The following is a 20,079-nucleotide window of genomic DNA, read 5'->3' as shown; positions in this document are numbered from 1 at the left end:
CTATGACCTCCTCGTACGGCCTTCAAATAGATCGGAGCCGATAAATTTAATAAATGCAAAACTAATGAGCGCTACCGATAGAAAGACAATGACCGACAAGGCGGACCCTGCGCCGAAATTTTGCTGAGAAAATAGCGTACGGTACGCATAAATCGAAATCGATTCGGTTGAGTTAGCTGGTCCACCCCCGGTTAAAACGAAAATTAAATCGAAGACGCGGAACGCATCAAGGGTACGGAACAGTAACGCAACTAAAATCGCCGATTTCAATAAAGGCAGCGTAATTTTAAAAAAGGTTTGAATCCGATTGGCCCCGTCCACCTTAGCTGCTTCATACAAGCTATTCGGAATTGTTTGTAGTCCAGCCAAAAGGAGCAAAGCCATATACGGCGTCGTTTTCCAAACGTCGGCGAAAATAATCGAGAACATAGCGCCTGCACCCGTAGATAAAAGAACAGACGAATCTGAGATCAACCCTAGCTGTTCAAAATAGTGGGCAATTACTCCGAATTGACCATCGTATAAATAGCGCCACATCATGGCCGCGACTGCCGTCGGAATCGCCCACGGAATCAAGACCGCGACACGGACGAGACCTCTCCCTTTAAACGTCCGGTTAATCAAAAGGGCGATTGCAAGGCCTAGTACAAGCTCAGCAGCAACGGACACCACTGTAAAAAACAACGTATTGGACATGGCAGCCCACATTCGACTATCTTGAACATAATTTACGTAATGAGAAAAGCCGATAAAATTTGATTCTAGAATGGCTGTTTCAATGTTTTGCACATAATGATAAAAGTTTTGATAGAGTTCAGCATGCTCTTGGTCAGCTTCGGTGATAAGCGGTTCGACCGTTGATAATACTTCGCTTAACTCCGCCTGATATCCTTCTGCAATGTCACGATCGAGCTTCGCGTACTTAAGGCTTTGATCCCGAACGGGTTCGTAGTTATTGACCATTTCCTCAACCGTTGCATAGCGTTCTTTAACGTGACTGTCCGCTTGTAACTGCTCATGATATTGGCGGATCGATTGTTCGATATCCTGAAAGATATCTTGATGCTCTGGAGCACTAGAGGTCGACAGGTGATCCAACGATCGATCCAAATAATAATAGTTGTTCACGTAGGCTTCCAAATCTACCGACGAACTGAGCATTGTCTGTGACCGAGTAGGGTCCGTTAATCGATAATCGAATAAACTATTATAAAAGGATAAAGCCACAGGCCACAGTGTCACCACAATGACGAGTATTAAAGCTGGGGCTACCATGGCATAGCCAAGCTGTGTTTCTGACAAGCTAAAGCGTAAGCCCCTCTTTCCTTTTTTCGCCATCAGCACCACCCTCTATTCGAAAAAATGATTGATTGTAGGGAGGAGAGCTAGCCTCCTCCCTTAAGGATGATCAAAAAGAGAAATCTTTTTGATCTTGTACGGAATTAATTAATCGCTGCGTTCATTTTTTCTTCCATGTTTTGAACGGCTTCCTCTGCTGTAAGTTCACCTGCGAGTAGCTTCGAAATTTCTACTTGCATAATGTCAGAGATTTCAGGGTAAATCGGTGAAACTGGGCGCGGAACGGCATTTTGCAACGTTTCCACAAATTCCTCGTTGGCAAATAGTGGCGAAGCTTCAAGCACCTCATCATCAGAGTAAAGGGCTTCGATTGTTGGCGCGTTTCCTCCGTGAATGGCCGTAATTTTTTGCCCTTCAGGACCAGTCATAAACTTCACAAGCTCCCACGCTGCATCAACATTTTCAGAATAGCGATTAATCATCACCATCCAGCCACCAAGGCCAGCGGCATTTCCTGCATCTCCTGCTGGAAGGAGAGAGAATTCAACATTTCCCGAAACGTTTGATTCATCGCCATCTGAAAGCGCTTGCATATATGGCCAGTTGCGGGCAAACACTGCATTTCCTTGGATAAAGGAGTTGGCCGTCTCTGTCTCCATAAAGTTTGTTATGTCACTTGGAACAACATCTGATTGAACAATTTCTTTCATTTTCTCTAAACCTTTAATCGCTTCTGGTGAATTAATGACAACCTCACCATTTTCATCAATGACAGCACCGCCATATGCTGCGATAAATTCGGTCGCATTGACGACCATCCCTTCATATTGCGCCGCCTGCATTAAGTACCCAAACTTAGTGCCTTCTTCTCCTTGTAAATCTTCTGCCATTTCAAGCAACTCATCCCACGTTGATGGTGGTGTTTCAACGATGTCGCTTCGATAATAGAGCAAACCAGCATCTGTAAATTTCGGCATCGCATATTGAATGCCTCCTACATTCCCTGCCTGTACCGTCCCTGGGAAGTATTGATTCATATCAATTCCGTCCCGTTCAATAAAACGGTCTAATTCTAAAGCATAGTTGGCTTGGGCAAATTCGGCAGGCCATATGACGTCGACGTCGAACACGTCAATTTCTGAGCTTTGTGCGCTGAACGCTGTCACATAAGCCGAGTGCTGTGCGCCTGTATCAGCAGGCATTTCTTGAAACTCCACTTTAATATTTGGGTGCTTTTCCATAAAGGCTTCAATCAGTTTCTCGTTACCACCTGTTTGATCATAGCCTCTCGCATAGGTGATCGTGACAACTTCATCATCGGCTGTTGCTTCCTCTTCTGTTTCATCACCTGGCTCCGTTGGTTCTGCTGGTTCATCTGTTGGATCAGAACCTCCGCAAGCTGCGAGCATTACTGACATGACAAGAGTTGCTGTTCCTAGCACAAAACGTTTTTTTAATTTTTTCACGCTTATCCCCCCATATGGAATCGATTTCACATCAAGACGGACATAACTCAAATTTATCGCATGATCACCTCTTTCTGAGCACCTATGGAATCGTTCTCATATATTTGCTCAAAACAATTGTAAGCGTATACATAACGGTCAGTCAATATTTTTTTGTTAAAAATCAGAAAATTTAACATATTAATCGTCTTGCTGTCATCATTGGAGATAGGAGAGATGCTCCTGTTGACGGGAAATCCACTCGCATTCAGTTGTCGTCAAATGCGGTAGCGAGAACCTTAAAGTGAAAAAAAGATCCGACCGAATGTAGTCAGATCTTTCCTTCTCTATTTACTTTCTACTAGTAAGGTAACAGGTCCATCGTTAATCAACTGGACGTCCATCATGGCGCCAAACCGGCCAGTCTCCACGTGAAGGCCTAATTGCTCTAAATGGCTGTTAAACATCTCGTAAAGCGGTTCTGCATGTTCCGGTTTTGCCGCCTCCATAAAGTTCGGACGTCTCCCTTTTCGACAGTCACCATAAAGGGTAAATTGGGAAATGGACAATATGGCGCCACCTGCATCTTTTACCGATTGATTCATTTTCCCGTCCTCATCTTCAAAAATACGCAAATGAGCAATTTTCTCCGCAAGGTAGCGAGCGTCTTCCTCTGTATCCCCATGGGTAATACCAACAAGGAGAACAAGGCCATGATCAATGGCACCAACAGTTTCCCCTTCCACTGTTACCTGTGCCTGTTTTGCTCGTTGCAACACAACTTTCATTACTAGTCACTCCTACAAAACCAACGTTCTAATTCATCACTCGTCGGACCGAATAAATGTCCTTCAGCTGCTTAATTTTCTCAACCACTTTATGAAGGTGGTCGATGTTGTGAATAGAGATCGTCATATGAATTGTCGCCACCCGATTTCGATGATCCGAACGACCTGAGACAGCGTTGATCAGTGTTTTGCTTTCCGTCACCGCCTGAAGGACTTCGTTCAATAAGCCATTCCGATCAAATCCTGTAATCTCAATATCCACATTGTAATTTTTATTTGATTCTTTATCTCCTTCCCACTCAACTGGGAGAAGTCGTGTTTTAGCTTCTTCTGTGTTAATGTTCGGACAGTCTTGGCGATGGATCGATACCCCTCGCCCCTTCGTAATATAACCGACGATTTCGTCTCCCGGAACAGGGTTGCAACAGCGTGATAAACGGATCAACAAATTGTCGACCCCTTTTACCCGCACACCGATCGTTGTCTTTTTCTTCGGTGCGACGCTCTGCACTTCGGACAACGCTTCTGCTAACGATTGTTCTTCTTCTTTATCCTGTTGTTTGCGCAGCTTTTCCGTTAAGCGATTAGCGATTTGCTTCGGGCTAATACCGCCATAACCAGCCGCTGCAAACATATCCTCTTCACCTGCAAAGCTAAACTTGTTTGCCACCGCCTGGATGTTTTCCTGTGTTAACACTTCTTTCGGATCAAAGTCTAGGATACGAATTTCTTTTTCTACTGATTCTCGACCCTTCGCAATGTTTTCTTCCCGCCGTTCCTTTTTAAACCATTGCTTAATTTTATTTTTGGCATGGGATGATTGCGTAATTTTCAACCAGTCTTGACTCGGCCCATATGAATGCTTCGACGTCAGAACTTCCACAATGTCACCCGTTTTTAACTGGTGATCTAAAGGAACCATTTTCCCGTTTACTTTTGCTCCAATACACCGATTGCCAATTTCTGTATGAATACGATAAGCAAAATCAAGTGGTACAGAGCCCCTCGGTAATTCGATGACGTCCCCTTTCGGAGTAAAGACAAATACCATGTCCGAGAACAAGTCCATCTTTAACGATTCCATAAATTCTTGAGCATCGTTCGTATCGTTTTGCCATTCAAGAATTTCCCTGAACCATGTTAACTTGTCCTCCATCGGGTTAGCCAAAGTTTTACCTTCTTTGTACGCCCAATGAGCCGCCACCCCGTACTCAGCCACTCGGTGCATTTCCTCTGTACGGATTTGTACTTCCAATGGATCCCCATTTGGGCCAACAACGGTCGTATGCAGTGATTGGTACATGTTTGCTTTCGGCATAGCAATGTAATCTTTAAACCGACCAGGCATCGGTTTCCAACATGTATGAATAACCCCGAGACCTGCGTAACAATCTTTAATATTTTTAACGATAATTCTGACAGCTAATAAGTCATAAATTTCGTTAAACTGCTTGTTTTGTAGCACCATTTTTCGGTAGATGCTATAGATATGTTTTGGTCGACCTGAAATTTCCGCCTCCACTTTAATGTCTTGCAATTGTTTACGGATCTTGTCAATGACATCTTCAATGTACTCTTCTCGCTCCGCACGCTTTTTCTTCATGAGATTCACAATTCGGTAGTACTGTTGTGGATCCAAATAACGTAACGCGATATCCTCAAGCTCCCATTTAATCGTCGAAATCCCTAAGCGATGTGCTAAAGGCGCGAAAATTTCCAGCGTCTCGTTCGAAGTGATCCGCTGTTTTTCAGGGGGCATGTAGCGTAACGTACGCATGTTATGAAGGCGATCCGCAAGCTTAATTAAAATGACGCGAATGTCTTTCGCCATAGCCACAAGCATTTTCCGGTGATTTTCCGCTTGTTGTTCTTCCTTTGATTTGTATTTGATTTTTTTCAGTTTTGTCACACCGTCAACGAGCATGGCGACCTGCTCGTTAAATTCTTTTTCTAACGCCTCCACCGTTACATCCGTATCTTCAACGACATCATGGAGGAAGGCGGCAGCAACCGTGTTTGGATCAAGCTCAAGATCAACGATAATGCCAGCCACTTGAACAGGGTGTAAAATATACGGTTCCCCTGATTTCCGATATTGGCCAGCGTGGGCTTTCTCCGCAAACTCATACGCTCGCTGCAAAAACTCAATATGATGCTCATCTAAATAGCGACTTGCCTTTTCCAGGACTTGATCTATGGTCATGAAATCACCCATCTACCCATTTCTTGAACAGCGCCTAAGGACGATCAACGATGGTCAGCATGTGACACGATCGACTGTTACATTTTATTATAATACCTTCTATTATCGTTAAGATTGAAGCGTATGTAAAGGAAAAGCTATAAATTTTGTCGAACAAAATCGATACAATGTTTCCACATATTTGCTAATCGTCATGATTCTTATCTGTATAGCTAGTTCACTCGTTCTAAAATAAGCATGCATCAAGAGAAAACTGGGCAACAGTAAAGATTCACTTCTATCATTGCAAATGTTTTAAAAAAGCACCTGCTAGGCAGATGCTTGGTGTTCATTATTCATATGTTGTAAGTGAGAACACATCGTACGTTTCCAATTTATCACGGCCATTTAAATAACCAAGCTCTATCATGAACGCAATCCCGACAACTTCACCGCCAAGTTGCTCTACCATTTGAACGGTCGCCTCGATCGTCCCGCCGGTTGCAAGCAAATCATCGGCAATTAACACGCGTTGACCTTTCTGAATGGCATCTCGATGAATCGTTAAACGATCCTTTCCGTACTCTAGTCCGTAATCCACAGAAATGACTTCGCGCGGCAATTTTCCAGCCTTTCTTACAGGAACAAACCCTTTGCCAATCGCATAGGCAATTGGACAGCCAACCACAAATCCTCGAGCTTCGGGTCCAACGACCAGATCCACTTCCTTTTCCTTTGCAAATCGTGCCATTTCGTCAATTGCTCGCTTGTACACTTCGCCGTTTTGCATCAATGTTGTAATATCTTTAAATCGAATGCCTTCTTTTGGAAAGTTTTCTACAATTGTAATATGCTGTTTAAAATCCATCACTGAATCGTCTCCTTGATCTTACGTTCTTGAATCGCTCGAGTGAACCATTGCTTTAACTCTTCATAGGACGAATAAACAAATTGCTGTTCAATCGTTGCTTGTTCTTGTTTCATTCGAAATGTTCGCGATTGATCCAAGCCTTTTTTTTCGGGTGCCTCCACAAGCGTGATCACCCCATCTTTTATTGTAACAAAACCTAGTTCGAAAAACACCTTGGCCATGAATGAGATCGTTTCTTCCGTCCAACCACGGGTATGGGCAAGCCTTCTTCCATGGGTATGAAGATTAAACTGTTTTTGCTTCATTAAAAAACCATAAAACCAGCGAAAATGCTCTCGCGTCGGATTCGTTGAAAAATACGAATCTTCCTCTTGATAGAAGATCGAATAAATCCGACTTGGACATCCTCCTTCAACAAAAAGGGCGGAAAGCTGATTTGATTCCACCGGGGGATCGAGTAAAACAACGTAGCGATTTTCCATGCTAGGGATATTTGCTAGGTCATTTCCATCGAACACGTTAAACGAGGCTAAACCTAACGCCTGTACTGTTTGCTCACGGAAGGCTATAAGCAGTCGTTTCTCTTCTGGCAAGCCTACGATCCGCTCAGACAATATGTCGACCCGTGCACTGCGCCAGTCGAAGAGCTGCCATTCGTTCACCGCCAAATCTTCAATCATTAATTGTGGCTTGACGTGACCGTTCCATTCATTAATAGACAAAACTCCGACGGCCGAAACTCTAGCTGTTGGCGAAATCTCATCGGATAAATGGCCTAAATGAAAGCCGACCCCGTCAAGGGTTGTACCGTTTTGTTGAAACGTCACTTTTAAATGATTTGATGCTGCGCCAATTTTCCGCATCCCTTCGATCTTCACATCAGTTAACATGACTTTCGGTTCTGGATTGCCAACGCCATAAGGTGCGAGAGCATTCATTTTTTCGATGGTAGAAACGGAGATCTCATCGACCGACGCTTGCACATCAATGCGTGTGATCGGTATAAAATCTTCCGGTCGTAACGCCTCCCGTGCTTGAGCATTCATCCGTTTTCTCAGTTCGTCTACATCTTGAAGGCTCATCGTCAAACCCGCAGCCATTGGATGTCCCCCAAAGTGAGGCAACAGCTCGCGATTTTTAGATAGCTCATGGAACATATCAAACCCTTCAATGCTCCGCGCGGACCCTTTGGCTATTCCTTTTTCTTCATCATAACTTAATACGATCGTCGGGCGGTAAAACGTCTCCACTAATCTGGAAGCGACAATTCCAATGACACCAGGATTCCAACCATGTCCACCGACGACGAGAACGTGATTGTCTTCTGGTGGATATAATTCTTTTACTAGATTAATTGCTTCAGCAGCAATCTCTGAAACAATTGCTTGGCGCTCTTTATTCAGTAAATCGATTTGTTCGGCAAGCTGTTGCCCTGTCTCTACTTGATCGGTGATCAACAATTCAACAGCCGGTTTGGCCGAATCGAGGCGTCCGGCGGCGTTTATTCGTGGACCGATGCCAAAACCGACATGCTCCGCCTGAACGTTATCTTCATGAAAACCGCAAACTTTTTTCAACGCCTGAATTCCTGGCTTCGTCGTTGTTTCGATCGCCTTTAATCCTTCTTTTGCTAACCAGCGATTTTCATCTGTTAGAGGAACTAAGTCGGCAATCGTGCCAATGGCCACAAGATCGAGCAAATCATAGGGGACCCGTTCCAATAGGGCATGGGCTAGTTTAAATGCGACCCCAACACCAGCTAAGTGTTTGCACGGGTAAGAGCAGCCAGGCTTTTTCGGGTTAATTATGGCCACTGCATCTGGAAGCACTGGTGGTGGTTCATGATGATCCGTCACAATAAAATCTAGTCCGATCTCTTTCGCAACCTCTGCTTCATGAACAGCTGCAATTCCGGTATCAACGGTGATCACTAGTTGATAGCCTTCTTCCTTCGCCCACCTGAGAGCGTTTTCGTTCGGACCGTACCCTTCAGTAAACCGATTGGGTATGTAGTAATCAAACTGGGCTCCAAGCTCACGCAATGTATAGACCATCACGGACGTGGAGCTAACGCCATCCGCATCATAATCACCGTAAATCAAAATCTTTTCCTCGGCCTTGATCGCTTGCCTGACCCGAGCAACCACTTGTTCCATTCCATCAAGCTCATACGGATCATGAAGGAGGGACTCGTCCACTTGTAAAAAAGTCTTCGCTTCTTCTACCGTGTCGATCCCGCGAATCACTAAAAGTTTGGCAACGATCGGTTCTATATGTAAATGTTCAAGCAGCGGACGGATTCGTTCGTCCAGCTGCTCTGCTACGTTCCATCTTGCTTTCGATTCTAGCATATGAACACCCCTTGACCATCCTATTATACTAGAGGGATTAAGGGGTGACAATGATGTTCTTTTACGATTTATCAGAGTCCGTAGAGGGACATTTGTCGTCTCTCTCTTGTTGATCAGCGCCCGTTTGTTGAGGCTGCTTTGTGCGAGCCGTTCCTTTTAGACGACGCACCTCGTGCTGAAGCTGATAGATTCGTACGATCGACAAGCCTCCTGCCATTAAACTTCCCATGAGCACAGACCCTAAGATGACTAAAATGAGCGGCCATTCGGCTGTCCCAAACAAATAGTTCACCTGGACCGGATCGACATTAATGACAGCAAAAACGGCAATGATCAGTGCTGCCAAGAGTCCTAGAATTAATCCCCACTGTCCTTTCATATAAACCTCCTACGAGTCCTTTCCGTTATAAGGGTTCACATGCACGAACACATCGTGAACATTTGGCTCTAACATGAGCCGTTCTTTCACCGCTTTTGCGATCGTATGTCCGTCCTCTACGGTCATGCGAGGGTTGACGGCAATTTTTATATCTATGATCACATAATGTCCATGCTCTCGTGCATGAAAAGCATCAAGGTTCATGACCCCGTCCACACTTTTTGCCGCTTCTCTCATTTCCACAGTATCTTCATCATGAAGCACATGATCAAGTGTATTATGAATCGCTTGATTTCCAAGATCCCATGCCATTTTACCAATTAGCACAGCGACGACAGCACTAGCCACGGCATCACCGTACACGAGCCACTGGATGTGAAGATAGCCGCCAAGAATCGCGGCGCCGATCCCGAGTAGAGCGGCAAATGAAGAAAGAACATCGGAGCGGTGGTGCCAAGCGTCGGTCACAAGCGCGTCGCTTTTAAATTTTTTACCTAAATAGTGTTTATAACGAAACAATCCTTCCTTTACGAAAATGGAGATGAGCACCGCATAAATCGCTAATGTTCGTGGGACTTCAACCGGTTCGAAAAAGGATTGAAAAGCTGAAACAGCAATTTCAAAACCAACAATAAAAAGCAGGACCGCCACTATGATCGAAGCAATTGATTCCGCTTTCCCATGGCCGTACGGATGATCTCTATCAGGCGGCATTTTTGCGGCACGAACCCCAATTAAAACGACGACTGAGCTAACCACATCTGAGGCGGAGTGGACCGCATCAGCAATTAGCGCTTTACTGTTGGCGATCACGCCGACAATGGCTTTCATTGCAGCTAATCCAAGGTTAGCGACAATTCCTATCCATGCAGCAAATCGAAGTTTTTGGTAGCGAACCTCTTCTTCTCTCAATGTATCACTCCCTACAGTTTTTGACTGCTAGCCTCTATCAAGTTAACGATATGAAACACTCTTATCCGTGTGAAGACCACTGTCTTCTTATCATACCCGAAATGGAATGGTTTCTATCAGTGATTTAGCAACTCTTCTTCCATTTCATCAAAAAAAGGAAAGCGCCTGCTGAAAAACGAGCGACAGGGAGCTTGCAAATGAATGACGATTGCTGCTTTAGCTAACCATCTCCGTTTTTATTCAAAGAGGGTTACACCTTTATAACGTTAAAGTCTCAAAAAGAAAAGACATGACCGAGCCTGTCAGTCATGTCTAGAAGCTTATGGTGTTGGTTCTTCTTCAGGTTGAACTGGTTTGGCACGGAACTTTTTCTTTTTTAGCTGTTTCGATTTCCATACTAACCATAGTTGAGAAGCTAAAAACATGGAGGAATACGTTCCAGCAACCAATCCGATCAGAAGTGCAAACGCAAAGCTACGAATCGCCTCGCCACCAAATACAAAGATCGCAGCCGCAGCAAACATAACCGTTAAGACCGTATTGATCGAACGGGCCAATGTTTGTACAAGGCTTTTATTGACAATGTCTGCTAAGTCGTCAAAGCCTTTGACTCGCTTGGCATATTTCATATTTTCACGAATCCGGTCAAATGTAACGATCGTATCATTGATCGAATACCCGACGATCGTTAACACCGCCGCAATGAACGGAACATTAACCTCAATTTGCAACAAGCTAAAGACAGCAATGATAAAAAATGCGTCATGGAACAAGGCGACAATTGCTGCAACTCCATACAATAGCTCAAAGCGAATCGTGACATAGATAATGATCCCAATCGAAGCAATGAGGACGGAAATTAGCGCATTCCGTGCCAGCTCTTTCCCGACAGTTGGTGACACGGTACTTATGTTTGGCATCAGTCCATATGCATCATTGAAATGATTTTGAATGGTTGCAATTTCGTCTTCTGACAAGTCACGACTAAAGGTAGCATATGCCAATTCATTGTTGTTCCCTGCGAGTGTGATGTCATCAGGCTCAAACCCGATCGCTTCAAATTCAGCCAGTACCTCTTCGCTCGTTAAGGTGGACTCTCCTTGTACTTCAATTCGCGAGCCGCTTTCAAAATCGATCCCTAAATTCAGCCCGAACGTTAACAGCACGATGATCCCAATGAGCGTGAAGAGCCCTGAGATGAGGAAGAACTTTTTTCGATGTTTAACAAAATCGATCTCTCTGTCTTTAAAGTTCACTAATCTCACTCTCCTTCACGCCAAACAAGCGATACTTTTTGTTCAAAGCCCGGCTGTTCACCCAAAGACCAAGGAGTAAGCGCGAACCGAATACAGCAGTAACAAAGCTCATCAAAATACTGACGATTAACATCACCGCAAACCCTTGAACCGAGCTTGTCCCATAAATATAAAGGACCGATGCAGCAAGAATCGTTGTAATGTTCGCATCCAAAATCGTCGAGAGCGAACGTCGGCTCCCGGCCTTAAAGGAGGACATGATCGATTTTCCTGATCGAATCTCTTCCTTAATCCGCTCATAGGTAATGATGTTCGCATCGACCGCCATCCCGACACCAAGAATAAGCGCCGCGATTCCTGGCAAAGTCAAGACCGCATTCATCCAATTAAAGATGAGGAGAACTAAATAAATATAGACGGTTAATGTAATGGTAGCGATCATTCCCATGAATCGATAGTACAAGAGCATGTACAAAAAGATGAGAGCCACGCCAATAAACCCTGCGTAAACAGTACGCTCCATCGCTTGCTCCCCGAGCGACGCACTAACGGAGTTGGACGACAATACGTCAAGCTTGGCTGGCAGTGAGCCCGCATTTAAAATGTCCGCAATGAAACGGGTTTGCTCTACCGTAAAGTCCCCGCTGCGATTTTCAATCATGACATCCCGCGTAAACAACGGCTGATTGACAGATGCAGCAGAAATATATTTCGGACTTGCTTTCATCGCTTCTTCCGCATAAGAGTCTACCCCTTCTTCAAAATCAAGCCATATGACGAGCAAGTTTTCTCCCATTGGACGCTGAGAAATTTCACGGGTAATTTCCCCGAATTGATTGGCATCCTTTAACGTTAGCGTGACAATCGGCATGTTCGTATCAGGATGGAACGAAGCACTTGCACCATTTTCTGCAAGGTCCCCACCATCGAGCAGTACCTCGTCGTTTACGTCGCGAATCGTTAAATTAGCTTCTGTTGCTAAAAGCTCACGGGCTGTTTCCTGATCTTCAACTCCTGCAAGCTGCACGCGAATCCGATCGTCCCCTTCGATCTGGATGTTCGGCTCAGATACTCCAAGAACGTTGATCCGTTGATTCAACGAGCTGACGGTCGCTGTTAACGTTGCCTCCGTCACCTCAGCCCCTTCATCAATTGGACTCACTTCATATAAAATTTCAAATCCTCCTTGCAAATCAAGGCCTAGCTTGATCTCACGGGTCACATCCATGACCGTCTGTGAAATAAGCACGCCAAGAGCAATGACGATAAGAAAAAAGGCGGCAATCCGTCCTTTTTTAACCATAGTAGATGACTTCCTCCTTCGACAAAAGGCAACCTTCTCTCGTTTCTTCGTCGCCTCTTTGGTTAAGATCACTATGTACAATTCCTTTCATTATAACGGCTTCCGGAAATCCCTGTCAATTTCCACAATTCGTTTACGAGACAATGGAATGGGAAAAGGAGCCTGAAGCCTACACCTCAAACTCCTGGAACCAATCTTCCGGCTGCTTGTATGCTTCGGCTGTAAGCCATGTCATGTATTGCTGCGGTGACAAGGCTAAGATCGCATGAACAAATACATGCTTTGCAACAAAATTCTTTTCCTTCCGAAGCCGGTGTAGTACACACGCCCATACTTCGTCCTCTGTCGCCCGATCATAGCCTAATAGATGAAGTTCGTCCACCTTGCTCACAATCGCAGGATGAACGTCGTCGCGCCAAAGTTCAAATTGCTGTTTTTCTTCCACAAACTCCCCTCCCTTCTAACCAAAAATGTCGGTTAAACGAGGATATACGAAAATAGCGTCATGACTATGCCTGCAATAACAACCCCTGCGGACACGGCAAAAAACGCAAAGCGAAACGGAATAAAAAAGAGTACGGCCGCTAAACAAGCCGAATAGGCTCCTGTTGTTGGCAATGGCACTGCCGTAAAGAGAATCAAACCGATCGCGCCGAACTTTTCCACGTTGTTGCTCTTCTTCATTGTACGATTGTAGAGCCAATCATACAATCTCTGATACCACTTAAACCTCAGCATCCAACCACTGATCGGCCGGAACAACAGCAAGATCGGGACAATGGGGAGTAAATTACCAATGATTCCAAATAGGAGCGCTTCCCATGGGCTTAAACCAAGGACGACACCTAATGGGATGCCACCACGCAATTCAACGATTGGCACCGCAGAAACGAGTACGACAAGTAATTCAGTCGGCAAAAAGCCAAATTGCTCGACAAGAATGTCGGTGATGAACTCCTTCACGTTGCTTCGTCCTTTCTGTATCTTTCAATCTAGTAAAACAACTTGTCATGCTTGACCCACTACTAAGCATATAAGTAATAACGGAAAATATCCATCCTTTTTTGTACGTAATAAATGTTCACACATATTTCAAGGCGCAACTATAAAAAATATTCGCTTCTACCAATACGGCTTGGCGCAAGAGAGCCAAGTTTTCCAAAGAAAGTAGGGGGGCAAACATGTCCAAGCAGACGTTTCTGAAAGGCACTTTTATTCTGATTATCGCAGGGCTCATCACAAGATTTCTCGGATTTGTGAACAGAATCGTCGTCGCACGTATTATGGGTGCTGAGGGGGTAGGCCTATATGTCATGGCTGTGCCCACCTTGCTTCTCGTCATTACGATTACCCAATTCGGTCTCCCAGTTGCCATTTCAAAGCTCGTAGCCGAGGCCGACGCTTTAAATGATCGCTCACGAATTAAGCGAATTCTCGTCGTGTCTACGACGATTACACTGACGCTAAGTATCGTCTTTACGACCGCGATGATTTTGTTAGCTCCCATGATAGCGTCCACCCTTTTAACCGATTCAAGGGCGTATTGGCCACTTGTAGCCATTTCCCCAATTGTCCCGATCGTGGCCCTTTCATCGGTCATGCGCGGCTATTTTCAAGGGTTGCAAAACATGAAACCAACCGCTTATTCACAAGTAATTGAACAAGTGGTTCGGATTACATTTGTCGCTTTATTGACAAGCGCCTTTCTTCCATTAGGGGTCGAATATGCTGCTGCTGGAGCGATGATCTCCGTCGTCCTCGGTGAACTAGCTTCCTTGCTGTATATGATCGTCATGTTCAAACGAAAAAAAAGCTTTCGTATCCGTCAGAAGTTTTTTGCTTATTTAGGAGAAGGGAAGAAAACATTCGTCGACCTTATGGCCATTTCCCTGCCGACAACCGGGAGCCGCTTAGTCGGATCGGTCTCTTATTTTTTCGAACCAATTGTCGTCGCCCAAAGCCTTGCGATTGCCGGAGTAGCAACGGCTGTAGCCACACAGCAATACGGTCAGCTCGCTGGGTTTGTCATTCCATTATTAACGCTACCAACGTTTATTACGTATTCTCTTTCAGTATCACTCGTTCCTGCAATTAGTGAGGCCGCTGCGAAAAAACGGTATCCATTAATCCATCATCGCCTTGGCCAAGCGCTGCGACTCGCTATGCTGTCAGGCGGGATATCCGTTGTTGTCCTCTACGTATTTGCCGAACCAGTTATGGCGTTAATGTACGACGCGCCTGAGGCGGCTGTTTTTATTAAAGTAATGGCGCCATTTACGATCTTTTTATACTTCCAGGGTCCACTCCAATCGACGCTACAAGCCTTAAATTTAGCCAAAGCTGCGATGATGAATAGCTTTTATGGGGCGATTGTGAAAATCGCTGCGATCTTCGCTCTTGCTACTCGACCAGAGCTTGGCATCATGGGAGCCGCGTTAGCGATTGTGATCGGGATTCTCCTCGTCACCACGTTACATTTTGCTTCTGTTGTAAAAACCATCAGTCTGACGGTGAATATCATCTTTATCGCCAAGGCTTCCGTCCTTCTCGGAGCATCCGTTGTCTTTAGCAGTCTCGTACATCGTTATGCATTTTCAGATTGGCCCCTTATGATACAAACATTGCTAGCGATCGGACTGACGGTGTTATGTTATGCGTTGCTCGCCCTACTTCTCGGCTTAGTGAAAAAAGAAGAAGCCACGCGAATCCCTCTGATCGGCTCATTCTTAAGCAAGCTTATTCCAGCATAGATTGTTGTAGGATATCAATAAAAAAACAGCTGACTCTACATTTGAGAGTCAGCTCCTTGATTAAATCCAAAATAGAGCAGCGCCTAGAGCAAACCCAGCAATGGCTGCAAGTGCGACTGGGAAGAAAGGACGCCAGCCCCAGCCCCATCCGTAACAAAAACCACCAGGTCCTCGATGCCCTCCGACAGGCTCCAAGTAGACATATTGGTGATCCACCGCTACAATTCGACCGACGTGGCGTTTTCCGCATTTTTCAGTGATTTGAACCACTTGGCCATGATGTTTGCAGCACAGATCATAGTAATATCCCATAGTATCGTAAAGCCTCCCTTTTGTGAAGCGTTCTAAACTATACTATGGGATTGACCCTCCTCTCGTTTCCACGCTTATCCACTGTATTTCGCCCTTATTTTTCATCCTTTATGTCAATAAAAAACGTCCCATCCTCTTTTATGGCACAGTAGGAAATTTTTTTTATGTCTCGATAGCCGAGTTTCCTTAATTGCTGTCTTAGCCATAGAGACGTTTTATTTATTTTCTCCAAATGTTTTTCCTGAACCTTTCCATCCAATATGAGTGGTAACGGTAAATAAGAAGAGCTTTTCCCAGAAAACTGACGCTTTTCGATTACCGATAGTTTGCCTGAAGGCTCTAAGATGGCGAATTCAACGTCTGATATATCGCGGACATTGCTTTGACGAAGCTGAATGAGCAGATCATCAAAATTGTAGCGCTGTTTGCGCATTTCCCTTTCATCAATTTTCCCTTGACTAATTAACACCGTCGGCTTTCCGTCCACAAGTCGGCGCATCGTCTTACTTTTTAATGAAACATATGCAAAAACAATTTGAATAAGCGAGAGAACGACAATCGGAATAATCGTATTCATCATCGACACTTGGATATTCTCAATTGAAATAACAGCTAATTCCGCAATCATGATGGAGACGACAAAGTCTAGAACAGATAGCTGTCCAATTTCTCGTTTCCCCATGATTCGCAAGACGAGCAAAATGATAAAGTATATGAGGATTGTACGAAGAATGATTGTCGGGTACTCCATCAGGCTCCTCCTTCATCTTTATGACTAGGGTTCCCGCAGATGAAGGAGACGATAAGAGAAAGAGTTTGGAAATCCTGTTCGAACTTGACGTTAAGGTATTTTTCTAAAAATAAATCAAATACCGAATGTACAAATAAACAGTACAAAGTAAAAACGATACGAGGGCCACCGGAGCCCCTACTTTTAAAAACTCTAAATAACTGAAGGACTGTTTTGCTTGAACGGCAAGCCCTGCCACGATTACATTAGCGGTAGCGCCAATAACCGTTGCATTCCCCCCAAGACAAGCGCCAAGGGCGAGCGACCACCATAGTGGGTCCAACTCTCCGACTCCGTACTCTTGAAATTCCAAAATGACGGGAATCATCGCAGCAACGAACGGAATGTTGTCAACAAATCCTGATAAGATGCCGGACCCCCATAAAATAAACAGTGAAGTCTTTGGAATGTCTCCTTCTGTATAATAAATAATCGCCTTTGCAATTTCATCAATGATGCCTACCTCTTTAATTCCACCGACAAGCATAAATAGACCGATAAAGAAAAACAGTGTTACCCATTCAACCGAACGAAAGACTCCCTCCATATCTTGCTCATTTTGAGTGATTAACATTAATAGCAACGCTCCTGCCATTGCGATACTTGTTAGCTCCACAGGTAAAAACGGTTGGATCGTGAACCCAATGGTCGTTAAGGTCAAAACGGTCATTGACTTTATAAGGAGAGGACGATTTTTTAAATATGACGTCGGGTCCACACCTCTTAGTCTTGAGCGATCTTCCGCCGTCACGGAGAGTTGCCTGCGGTAGTATAAAATAAGGCCAATGAGCACAACAAAGAAAATCACTGCCACAATTGGTCCTAAATGAAGCAAAAAATCGTTAAACGACAAATGGGCCACGGCCTGCCCAATCATTAAATTGGGCGGATCTCCAATCAATGTAGCGGTTCCACCAATATTTGAGGCCATCACGAGTGTTAATAAAAACGGGACGGCGTTTAATTTAAGTAGGTTCGTTAGCGTTAAGACGATCGGGACAATCAACAAGACCATCGTCACGTTATTAAGAAAAGCCGATCCGATGGCAGTTATGCCAGCAACAACAATCAGAAGCGGGATTGGCCGTCCGTCAACTTTTTGCGCTAAGCGGATGGCCATGTATTCAAAAAAGCCGCTTTGGCTTGTAATGGAAACGAGTATCATCATGGAAAGAAGCAACGTAATCGTGTGCCAATCGATGTACTGTAAAAACGCAGCGTCGAGAGGGTAAATGCCCACAAATAACATGAGGACCCCACCGAGACAAGCAACAACGGCCCGATTAAACGTTTCTGCCATGATGAGAAGATAGCATATAACAAAAATGACTAAAGCTAGGGTTAATTCCATGAAAGCGGACTCCTTCCATCACGTTTATACCATCCTATGACAAGCCATATCCAAACATGTCCATAGCTCGGAGTTCCACCATATTTTTCATCAACGATTGTCGCGAATAAAGTAAAACTTCTAATTAAATACAAGCTTGAATATGTATTGTACAAACATGGAAAGGAGTCGGATGGACATGAGTTTAAAAAACTGGGGTCCTGCTTTATTGATGGGGCTTTTAACGATTATGATTGTCGTCTTATCCTTTAGTTTGCTCGCCTCTCTTATCGTTCATTTTTCTTCCTTGACAGAGATGTCGTTCCAGTGGGCGATTTTGGCAATTGCCTTTATCGCTCTCTTTCTTGGCGGAGCAGTAGCTGGAGCTAAGACGAAGGAACGGGGATGGATGATCGGAGCGCTAACTGCTTTGTTTTTCTCATTAGTTACGTTTCTTATCATGTTTCTCGGTTACAATACAACGTTTACGACGAGCCAAATGCTGATTCATGGAGGGTATTTGCTTGCGGGGATGCTCGGGGGCATTATTGGAGTAAATTTCAGCGGGGGAAAGGATCGTTGAAAAGAGGATGAGCAAAGAAAAGCGCAGCCTCAGTAGCTGCGCTTTTCTTATGTATTAATCTGGATTGACGACTTCGCGGATCGCTGAACGATCAAACGTAAGTTTACGATTATCGTTTACAAGAATGACCACTGTGCTCTCATCAAGAGAATCAATGGTCCCATGAAGTCCACCGATGGTAACGATTTTGTCTCCGCGTTGCAAATTATTATGCATTTCTTGAATTTGCTTTTGCCGCTTTTGTTGCGGACGAATAAGCAAGAAGTAAAAAATCGCAAACATTAAAATAAGCGGAATTAAAAATCCTCCAAGACCTTCCATTCATTTTCCCTCCCTTCCATTACGAACGACTTCCAATCAGAAATTTTTCGCATTCGGCTGATTGAAGCCATATTGCTCAAAAAATTCTTCCCGAAAGTCCAACAATCGATCATCAAGGATCGCTTGTCTTACGTCCTTCATTAATTTTAACAAGAAATAAAGGTTATGATAAGTGGTTAATCGAAAACCAAACGTTTCGTCACATTTTACTAAATGACGAATGTAGGCACGGGTGTATGTTTGACATACGTGACAATCACAATTTTCATCGAGCGGTCTGAAATCTCGGGCATATTTTGCATTTCGTACGACTAATCGACCATTGCTCGTCATACATGTGCCGTTGCGGGCGATTCGAGTCGGCAGGACACAATCAAACATATCGATCCCACGAATGGCGCCATCAATAAGGGAATCCGGTGAACCGACCCCCATCAAATAACGCGGTTTATTGGCAGGCAATAGCGGTGTTGTAAATTCAAGAACACGATTCATGACGTCTTTCGGTTCACCAACCGATAACCCCCCGATCGCATAACCTGGAAAGTCAAGTGAGGTAATGTCCTGCGCGCTTTGCCTGCGCAAATCCTCATATTCTCCACCCTGAATAATACCAAATAGGGCCTGATCCTCTGGCCGTTTGTGGGCTTTAAGACAACGCTCAGCCCAACGACTCGTCCGTTCCACCGATGGACGCATATAGTCCCGTTCCGCTGGATATGGCGGACATTCGTCAAACGCCATCATAATATCAGAGCCGAGGGCATTTTGGATCTCCATTGCTCCTTCAGGAGATAAAAATAACTTTTCTCCACTCAAATGGTTGCGAAAATGAACCCCTTCTTCTTCAATTGTACGCAAATCGCTCAAACTAAATACTTGAAATCCGCCAGAATCGGTTAAGATCGGACGATCCCAGTTCATAAACTCGTGTAATCCACCCGCTTCTTTCACGATATCATGACCTGGTCTCAGCCATAAGTGGTACGTATTGCTTAAGATAATTTGCGCCCCAAGCTGTTTTAACTCCTCAGGACTCATCGTTTTGACCGTTGCTAACGTTCCAACAGGCATAAAGATCGGTGTTTCGATCGTCCCATGGGGAGTATGAAGCTTCCCTAGACGAGCTCCTGATTGCTTACATGTTTTTATGAGTTCATAGGTGACTGCCGCCATTGTGACTCCTCCTTCTTTCCTGCATCCGATG

General features: G+C 44.6%; 19 protein-coding genes. 2 read left to right on the top strand and 17 right to left on the bottom strand.

Annotated features, from left to right (window positions below):
• The 12 genes from FED51_RS06880 to FED51_RS06825 all read right to left on the bottom strand — a co-directional run bounded on the left by FED51_RS06880 (window position 1) and on the right by FED51_RS06825 (window position 13,749).
• Window positions 1–1,338: an ABC transporter permease subunit gene (locus tag FED51_RS06880; protein WP_053431585.1), complete on the bottom strand. Its 1,338-nt coding sequence runs from the start codon at window positions 1,336–1,338 to the stop codon at window positions 1–3.
• Between the two features lie 104 nt (window positions 1,339–1,442).
• Window positions 1,443–2,717: an ABC transporter substrate-binding protein gene (locus FED51_RS06875; RefSeq protein ID WP_053432010.1), complete on the bottom strand. Its 1,275-nt coding sequence runs from the start codon at window positions 2,715–2,717 to the stop codon at window positions 1,443–1,445.
• 374 nt (window positions 2,718–3,091) lie between these two features.
• Window positions 3,092–3,532 carry a D-aminoacyl-tRNA deacylase gene (gene dtd / locus FED51_RS06870; protein WP_053431586.1) on the bottom strand — a complete coding sequence of 147 codons (441 nt, stop codon included), beginning with the start codon at window positions 3,530–3,532 and terminating at the stop codon, window positions 3,092–3,094.
• Window positions 3,533–3,560: 28 nt separating this feature from the next.
• A complete protein-coding gene (locus tag FED51_RS06865; protein WP_053431587.1) occupies window positions 3,561–5,747 on the bottom strand; it encodes a RelA/SpoT family protein in 2,187 nt (728 codons plus the stop codon).
• Window positions 5,748–6,066: 319 nt separating this feature from the next.
• Window positions 6,067–6,582, bottom strand: coding sequence for an adenine phosphoribosyltransferase (locus tag FED51_RS06860; protein WP_053431588.1), 516 nt, complete (start codon window positions 6,580–6,582; stop codon window positions 6,067–6,069).
• A complete protein-coding gene (gene recJ / locus FED51_RS06855; RefSeq protein ID WP_053431589.1) occupies window positions 6,582–8,936 on the bottom strand; it encodes a single-stranded-DNA-specific exonuclease RecJ in 2,355 nt (784 codons plus the stop codon). Before recJ ends, FED51_RS06860 begins: the two co-directional genes overlap by 1 nt.
• Before the next feature lie 61 nt (window positions 8,937–8,997).
• Window positions 8,998–9,315 (bottom strand): LapA family protein, encoded by a 318-nt coding sequence (locus FED51_RS06850; protein WP_053431590.1) that lies wholly within the window; start codon window positions 9,313–9,315, stop codon window positions 8,998–9,000.
• A 9-nt stretch (window positions 9,316–9,324) separates the two neighbouring features.
• The gene (locus FED51_RS06845) at window positions 9,325–10,227 is read right to left on the bottom strand and encodes a cation diffusion facilitator family transporter (protein WP_053431591.1); all 903 of its coding nucleotides are present in this window, start codon (window positions 10,225–10,227) and stop codon (window positions 9,325–9,327) included.
• Window positions 10,228–10,547: 320 nt separating this feature from the next.
• On the bottom strand, window positions 10,548–11,483 hold the full coding sequence (gene secF, locus FED51_RS06840) for a protein translocase subunit SecF (protein ID WP_083445570.1): 936 nt from the start codon (window positions 11,481–11,483) through the stop codon (window positions 10,548–10,550).
• A complete protein-coding gene (gene secD, locus FED51_RS06835; RefSeq protein ID WP_083445571.1) occupies window positions 11,473–12,786 on the bottom strand; it encodes a protein translocase subunit SecD in 1,314 nt (437 codons plus the stop codon). The genes secF and secD overlap by 11 nt, the downstream gene beginning before the upstream one ends.
• Window positions 12,787–12,955: 169 nt before the next feature.
• Window positions 12,956–13,231, bottom strand: a complete 276-nt coding sequence (locus FED51_RS06830; RefSeq protein WP_010897403.1) for a post-transcriptional regulator — start codon at window positions 13,229–13,231, stop codon at window positions 12,956–12,958.
• Between the two features lie 32 nt (window positions 13,232–13,263).
• A complete protein-coding gene (locus FED51_RS06825; RefSeq protein WP_138090354.1) occupies window positions 13,264–13,749 on the bottom strand; it encodes a COG2426 family protein in 486 nt (161 codons plus the stop codon).
• 218 nt (window positions 13,750–13,967) lie between these two features.
• Here FED51_RS06825 and spoVB point away from each other — a divergent pair, with 218 nt between their 5' ends.
• Complete coding sequence (spoVB, locus tag FED51_RS06820) at window positions 13,968–15,536, top strand: stage V sporulation protein B (RefSeq protein ID WP_053431592.1); 1,569 nt, start codon at window positions 13,968–13,970, stop codon at window positions 15,534–15,536.
• Between the two features lie 60 nt (window positions 15,537–15,596).
• Here spoVB and FED51_RS06815 read toward each other — a convergent pair whose 3' ends face one another.
• The 3 genes from FED51_RS06815 to FED51_RS06805 form a co-directional block, all read right to left on the bottom strand.
• Window positions 15,597–15,848 (bottom strand): hypothetical protein, encoded by a 252-nt coding sequence (locus FED51_RS06815; protein WP_053431593.1) that lies wholly within the window; start codon window positions 15,846–15,848, stop codon window positions 15,597–15,599.
• A gap of 94 nt (window positions 15,849–15,942) precedes the next feature.
• On the bottom strand, window positions 15,943–16,599 hold the full coding sequence (locus FED51_RS06810; RefSeq protein ID WP_053431594.1) for a DUF421 domain-containing protein: 657 nt from the start codon (window positions 16,597–16,599) through the stop codon (window positions 15,943–15,945).
• 103 nt (window positions 16,600–16,702) lie between these two features.
• The gene (locus FED51_RS06805) at window positions 16,703–17,989 is read right to left on the bottom strand and encodes an ArsB/NhaD family transporter (protein WP_010897399.1); all 1,287 of its coding nucleotides are present in this window, start codon (window positions 17,987–17,989) and stop codon (window positions 16,703–16,705) included.
• Between the two features lie 178 nt (window positions 17,990–18,167).
• Between FED51_RS06805 and FED51_RS06800 the strand changes: the two genes are divergently transcribed.
• Window positions 18,168–18,551 carry a TIGR04086 family membrane protein gene (locus FED51_RS06800; protein ID WP_010897398.1) on the top strand — a complete coding sequence of 128 codons (384 nt, stop codon included), beginning with the start codon at window positions 18,168–18,170 and terminating at the stop codon, window positions 18,549–18,551.
• Between the two features lie 54 nt (window positions 18,552–18,605).
• Here FED51_RS06800 and yajC read toward each other — a convergent pair whose 3' ends face one another.
• Window positions 18,606–18,872 carry a preprotein translocase subunit YajC gene (yajC, locus tag FED51_RS06795; RefSeq protein ID WP_010897397.1) on the bottom strand — a complete coding sequence of 89 codons (267 nt, stop codon included), beginning with the start codon at window positions 18,870–18,872 and terminating at the stop codon, window positions 18,606–18,608.
• 36 nt (window positions 18,873–18,908) lie between these two features.
• The gene (gene tgt / locus FED51_RS06790) at window positions 18,909–20,048 is read right to left on the bottom strand and encodes a tRNA guanosine(34) transglycosylase Tgt (protein ID WP_053431595.1); all 1,140 of its coding nucleotides are present in this window, start codon (window positions 20,046–20,048) and stop codon (window positions 18,909–18,911) included.
• Between the last annotated feature and the right edge of the window lie 31 nt (window positions 20,049–20,079).

Origin of the sequence: Halalkalibacterium halodurans (assembly GCF_005671335.1) — a bacterium.
Classification (GTDB): domain Bacteria; phylum Bacillota; class Bacilli; order Bacillales; family Bacillaceae_D; genus Halalkalibacterium; species Halalkalibacterium halodurans.
The sequence above is the reverse complement of the archived record's forward strand: the minus strand, read 5'-3'. Positions and strand labels throughout refer to the sequence as shown.

Excerpts from the sequence above, each read along its gene's own strand:
- recJ (WP_053431589.1), bottom strand. The coding sequence starts at position 8,936 with ATGCTAGAATCGAAAGCAAGATGGAACGTAGCAGAGCAGCTGGACGAA.
- FED51_RS06800 (WP_010897398.1), top strand. The coding sequence starts at position 18,168 with ATGAGTTTAAAAAACTGGGGTCCTGCTTTATTGATGGGGCTTTTAACG.
- yajC (WP_010897397.1), bottom strand. The coding sequence starts at position 18,872 with ATGGAAGGTCTTGGAGGATTTTTAATTCCGCTTATTTTAATGTTTGCG.
- FED51_RS06860 (WP_053431588.1), bottom strand. The coding sequence starts at position 6,582 with ATGGATTTTAAACAGCATATTACAATTGTAGAAAACTTTCCAAAAGAA.
- FED51_RS06810 (WP_053431594.1), bottom strand. The coding sequence starts at position 16,599 with ATGGAGTACCCGACAATCATTCTTCGTACAATCCTCATATACTTTATC.
- secD (WP_083445571.1), bottom strand. The coding sequence starts at position 12,786 with ATGGTTAAAAAAGGACGGATTGCCGCCTTTTTTCTTATCGTCATTGCT.
- FED51_RS06805 (WP_010897399.1), bottom strand. The coding sequence starts at position 17,989 with ATGGAATTAACCCTAGCTTTAGTCATTTTTGTTATATGCTATCTTCTC.
- spoVB (WP_053431592.1), top strand. The coding sequence starts at position 13,968 with ATGTCCAAGCAGACGTTTCTGAAAGGCACTTTTATTCTGATTATCGCA.
- FED51_RS06875 (WP_053432010.1), bottom strand. The coding sequence starts at position 2,717 with ATGTCAGTAATGCTCGCAGCTTGCGGAGGTTCTGATCCAACAGATGAA.
- FED51_RS06815 (WP_053431593.1), bottom strand. The coding sequence starts at position 15,848 with ATGGGATATTACTATGATCTGTGCTGCAAACATCATGGCCAAGTGGTT.
- FED51_RS06850 (WP_053431590.1), bottom strand. The coding sequence starts at position 9,315 with ATGAAAGGACAGTGGGGATTAATTCTAGGACTCTTGGCAGCACTGATC.
- tgt (WP_053431595.1), bottom strand. The coding sequence starts at position 20,048 with ATGGCGGCAGTCACCTATGAACTCATAAAAACATGTAAGCAATCAGGA.
- FED51_RS06880 (WP_053431585.1), bottom strand. The coding sequence starts at position 1,338 with ATGGCGAAAAAAGGAAAGAGGGGCTTACGCTTTAGCTTGTCAGAAACA.
- FED51_RS06865 (WP_053431587.1), bottom strand. The coding sequence starts at position 5,747 with ATGGGTGATTTCATGACCATAGATCAAGTCCTGGAAAAGGCAAGTCGC.
- dtd (WP_053431586.1), bottom strand. The coding sequence starts at position 3,532 with ATGAAAGTTGTGTTGCAACGAGCAAAACAGGCACAGGTAACAGTGGAA.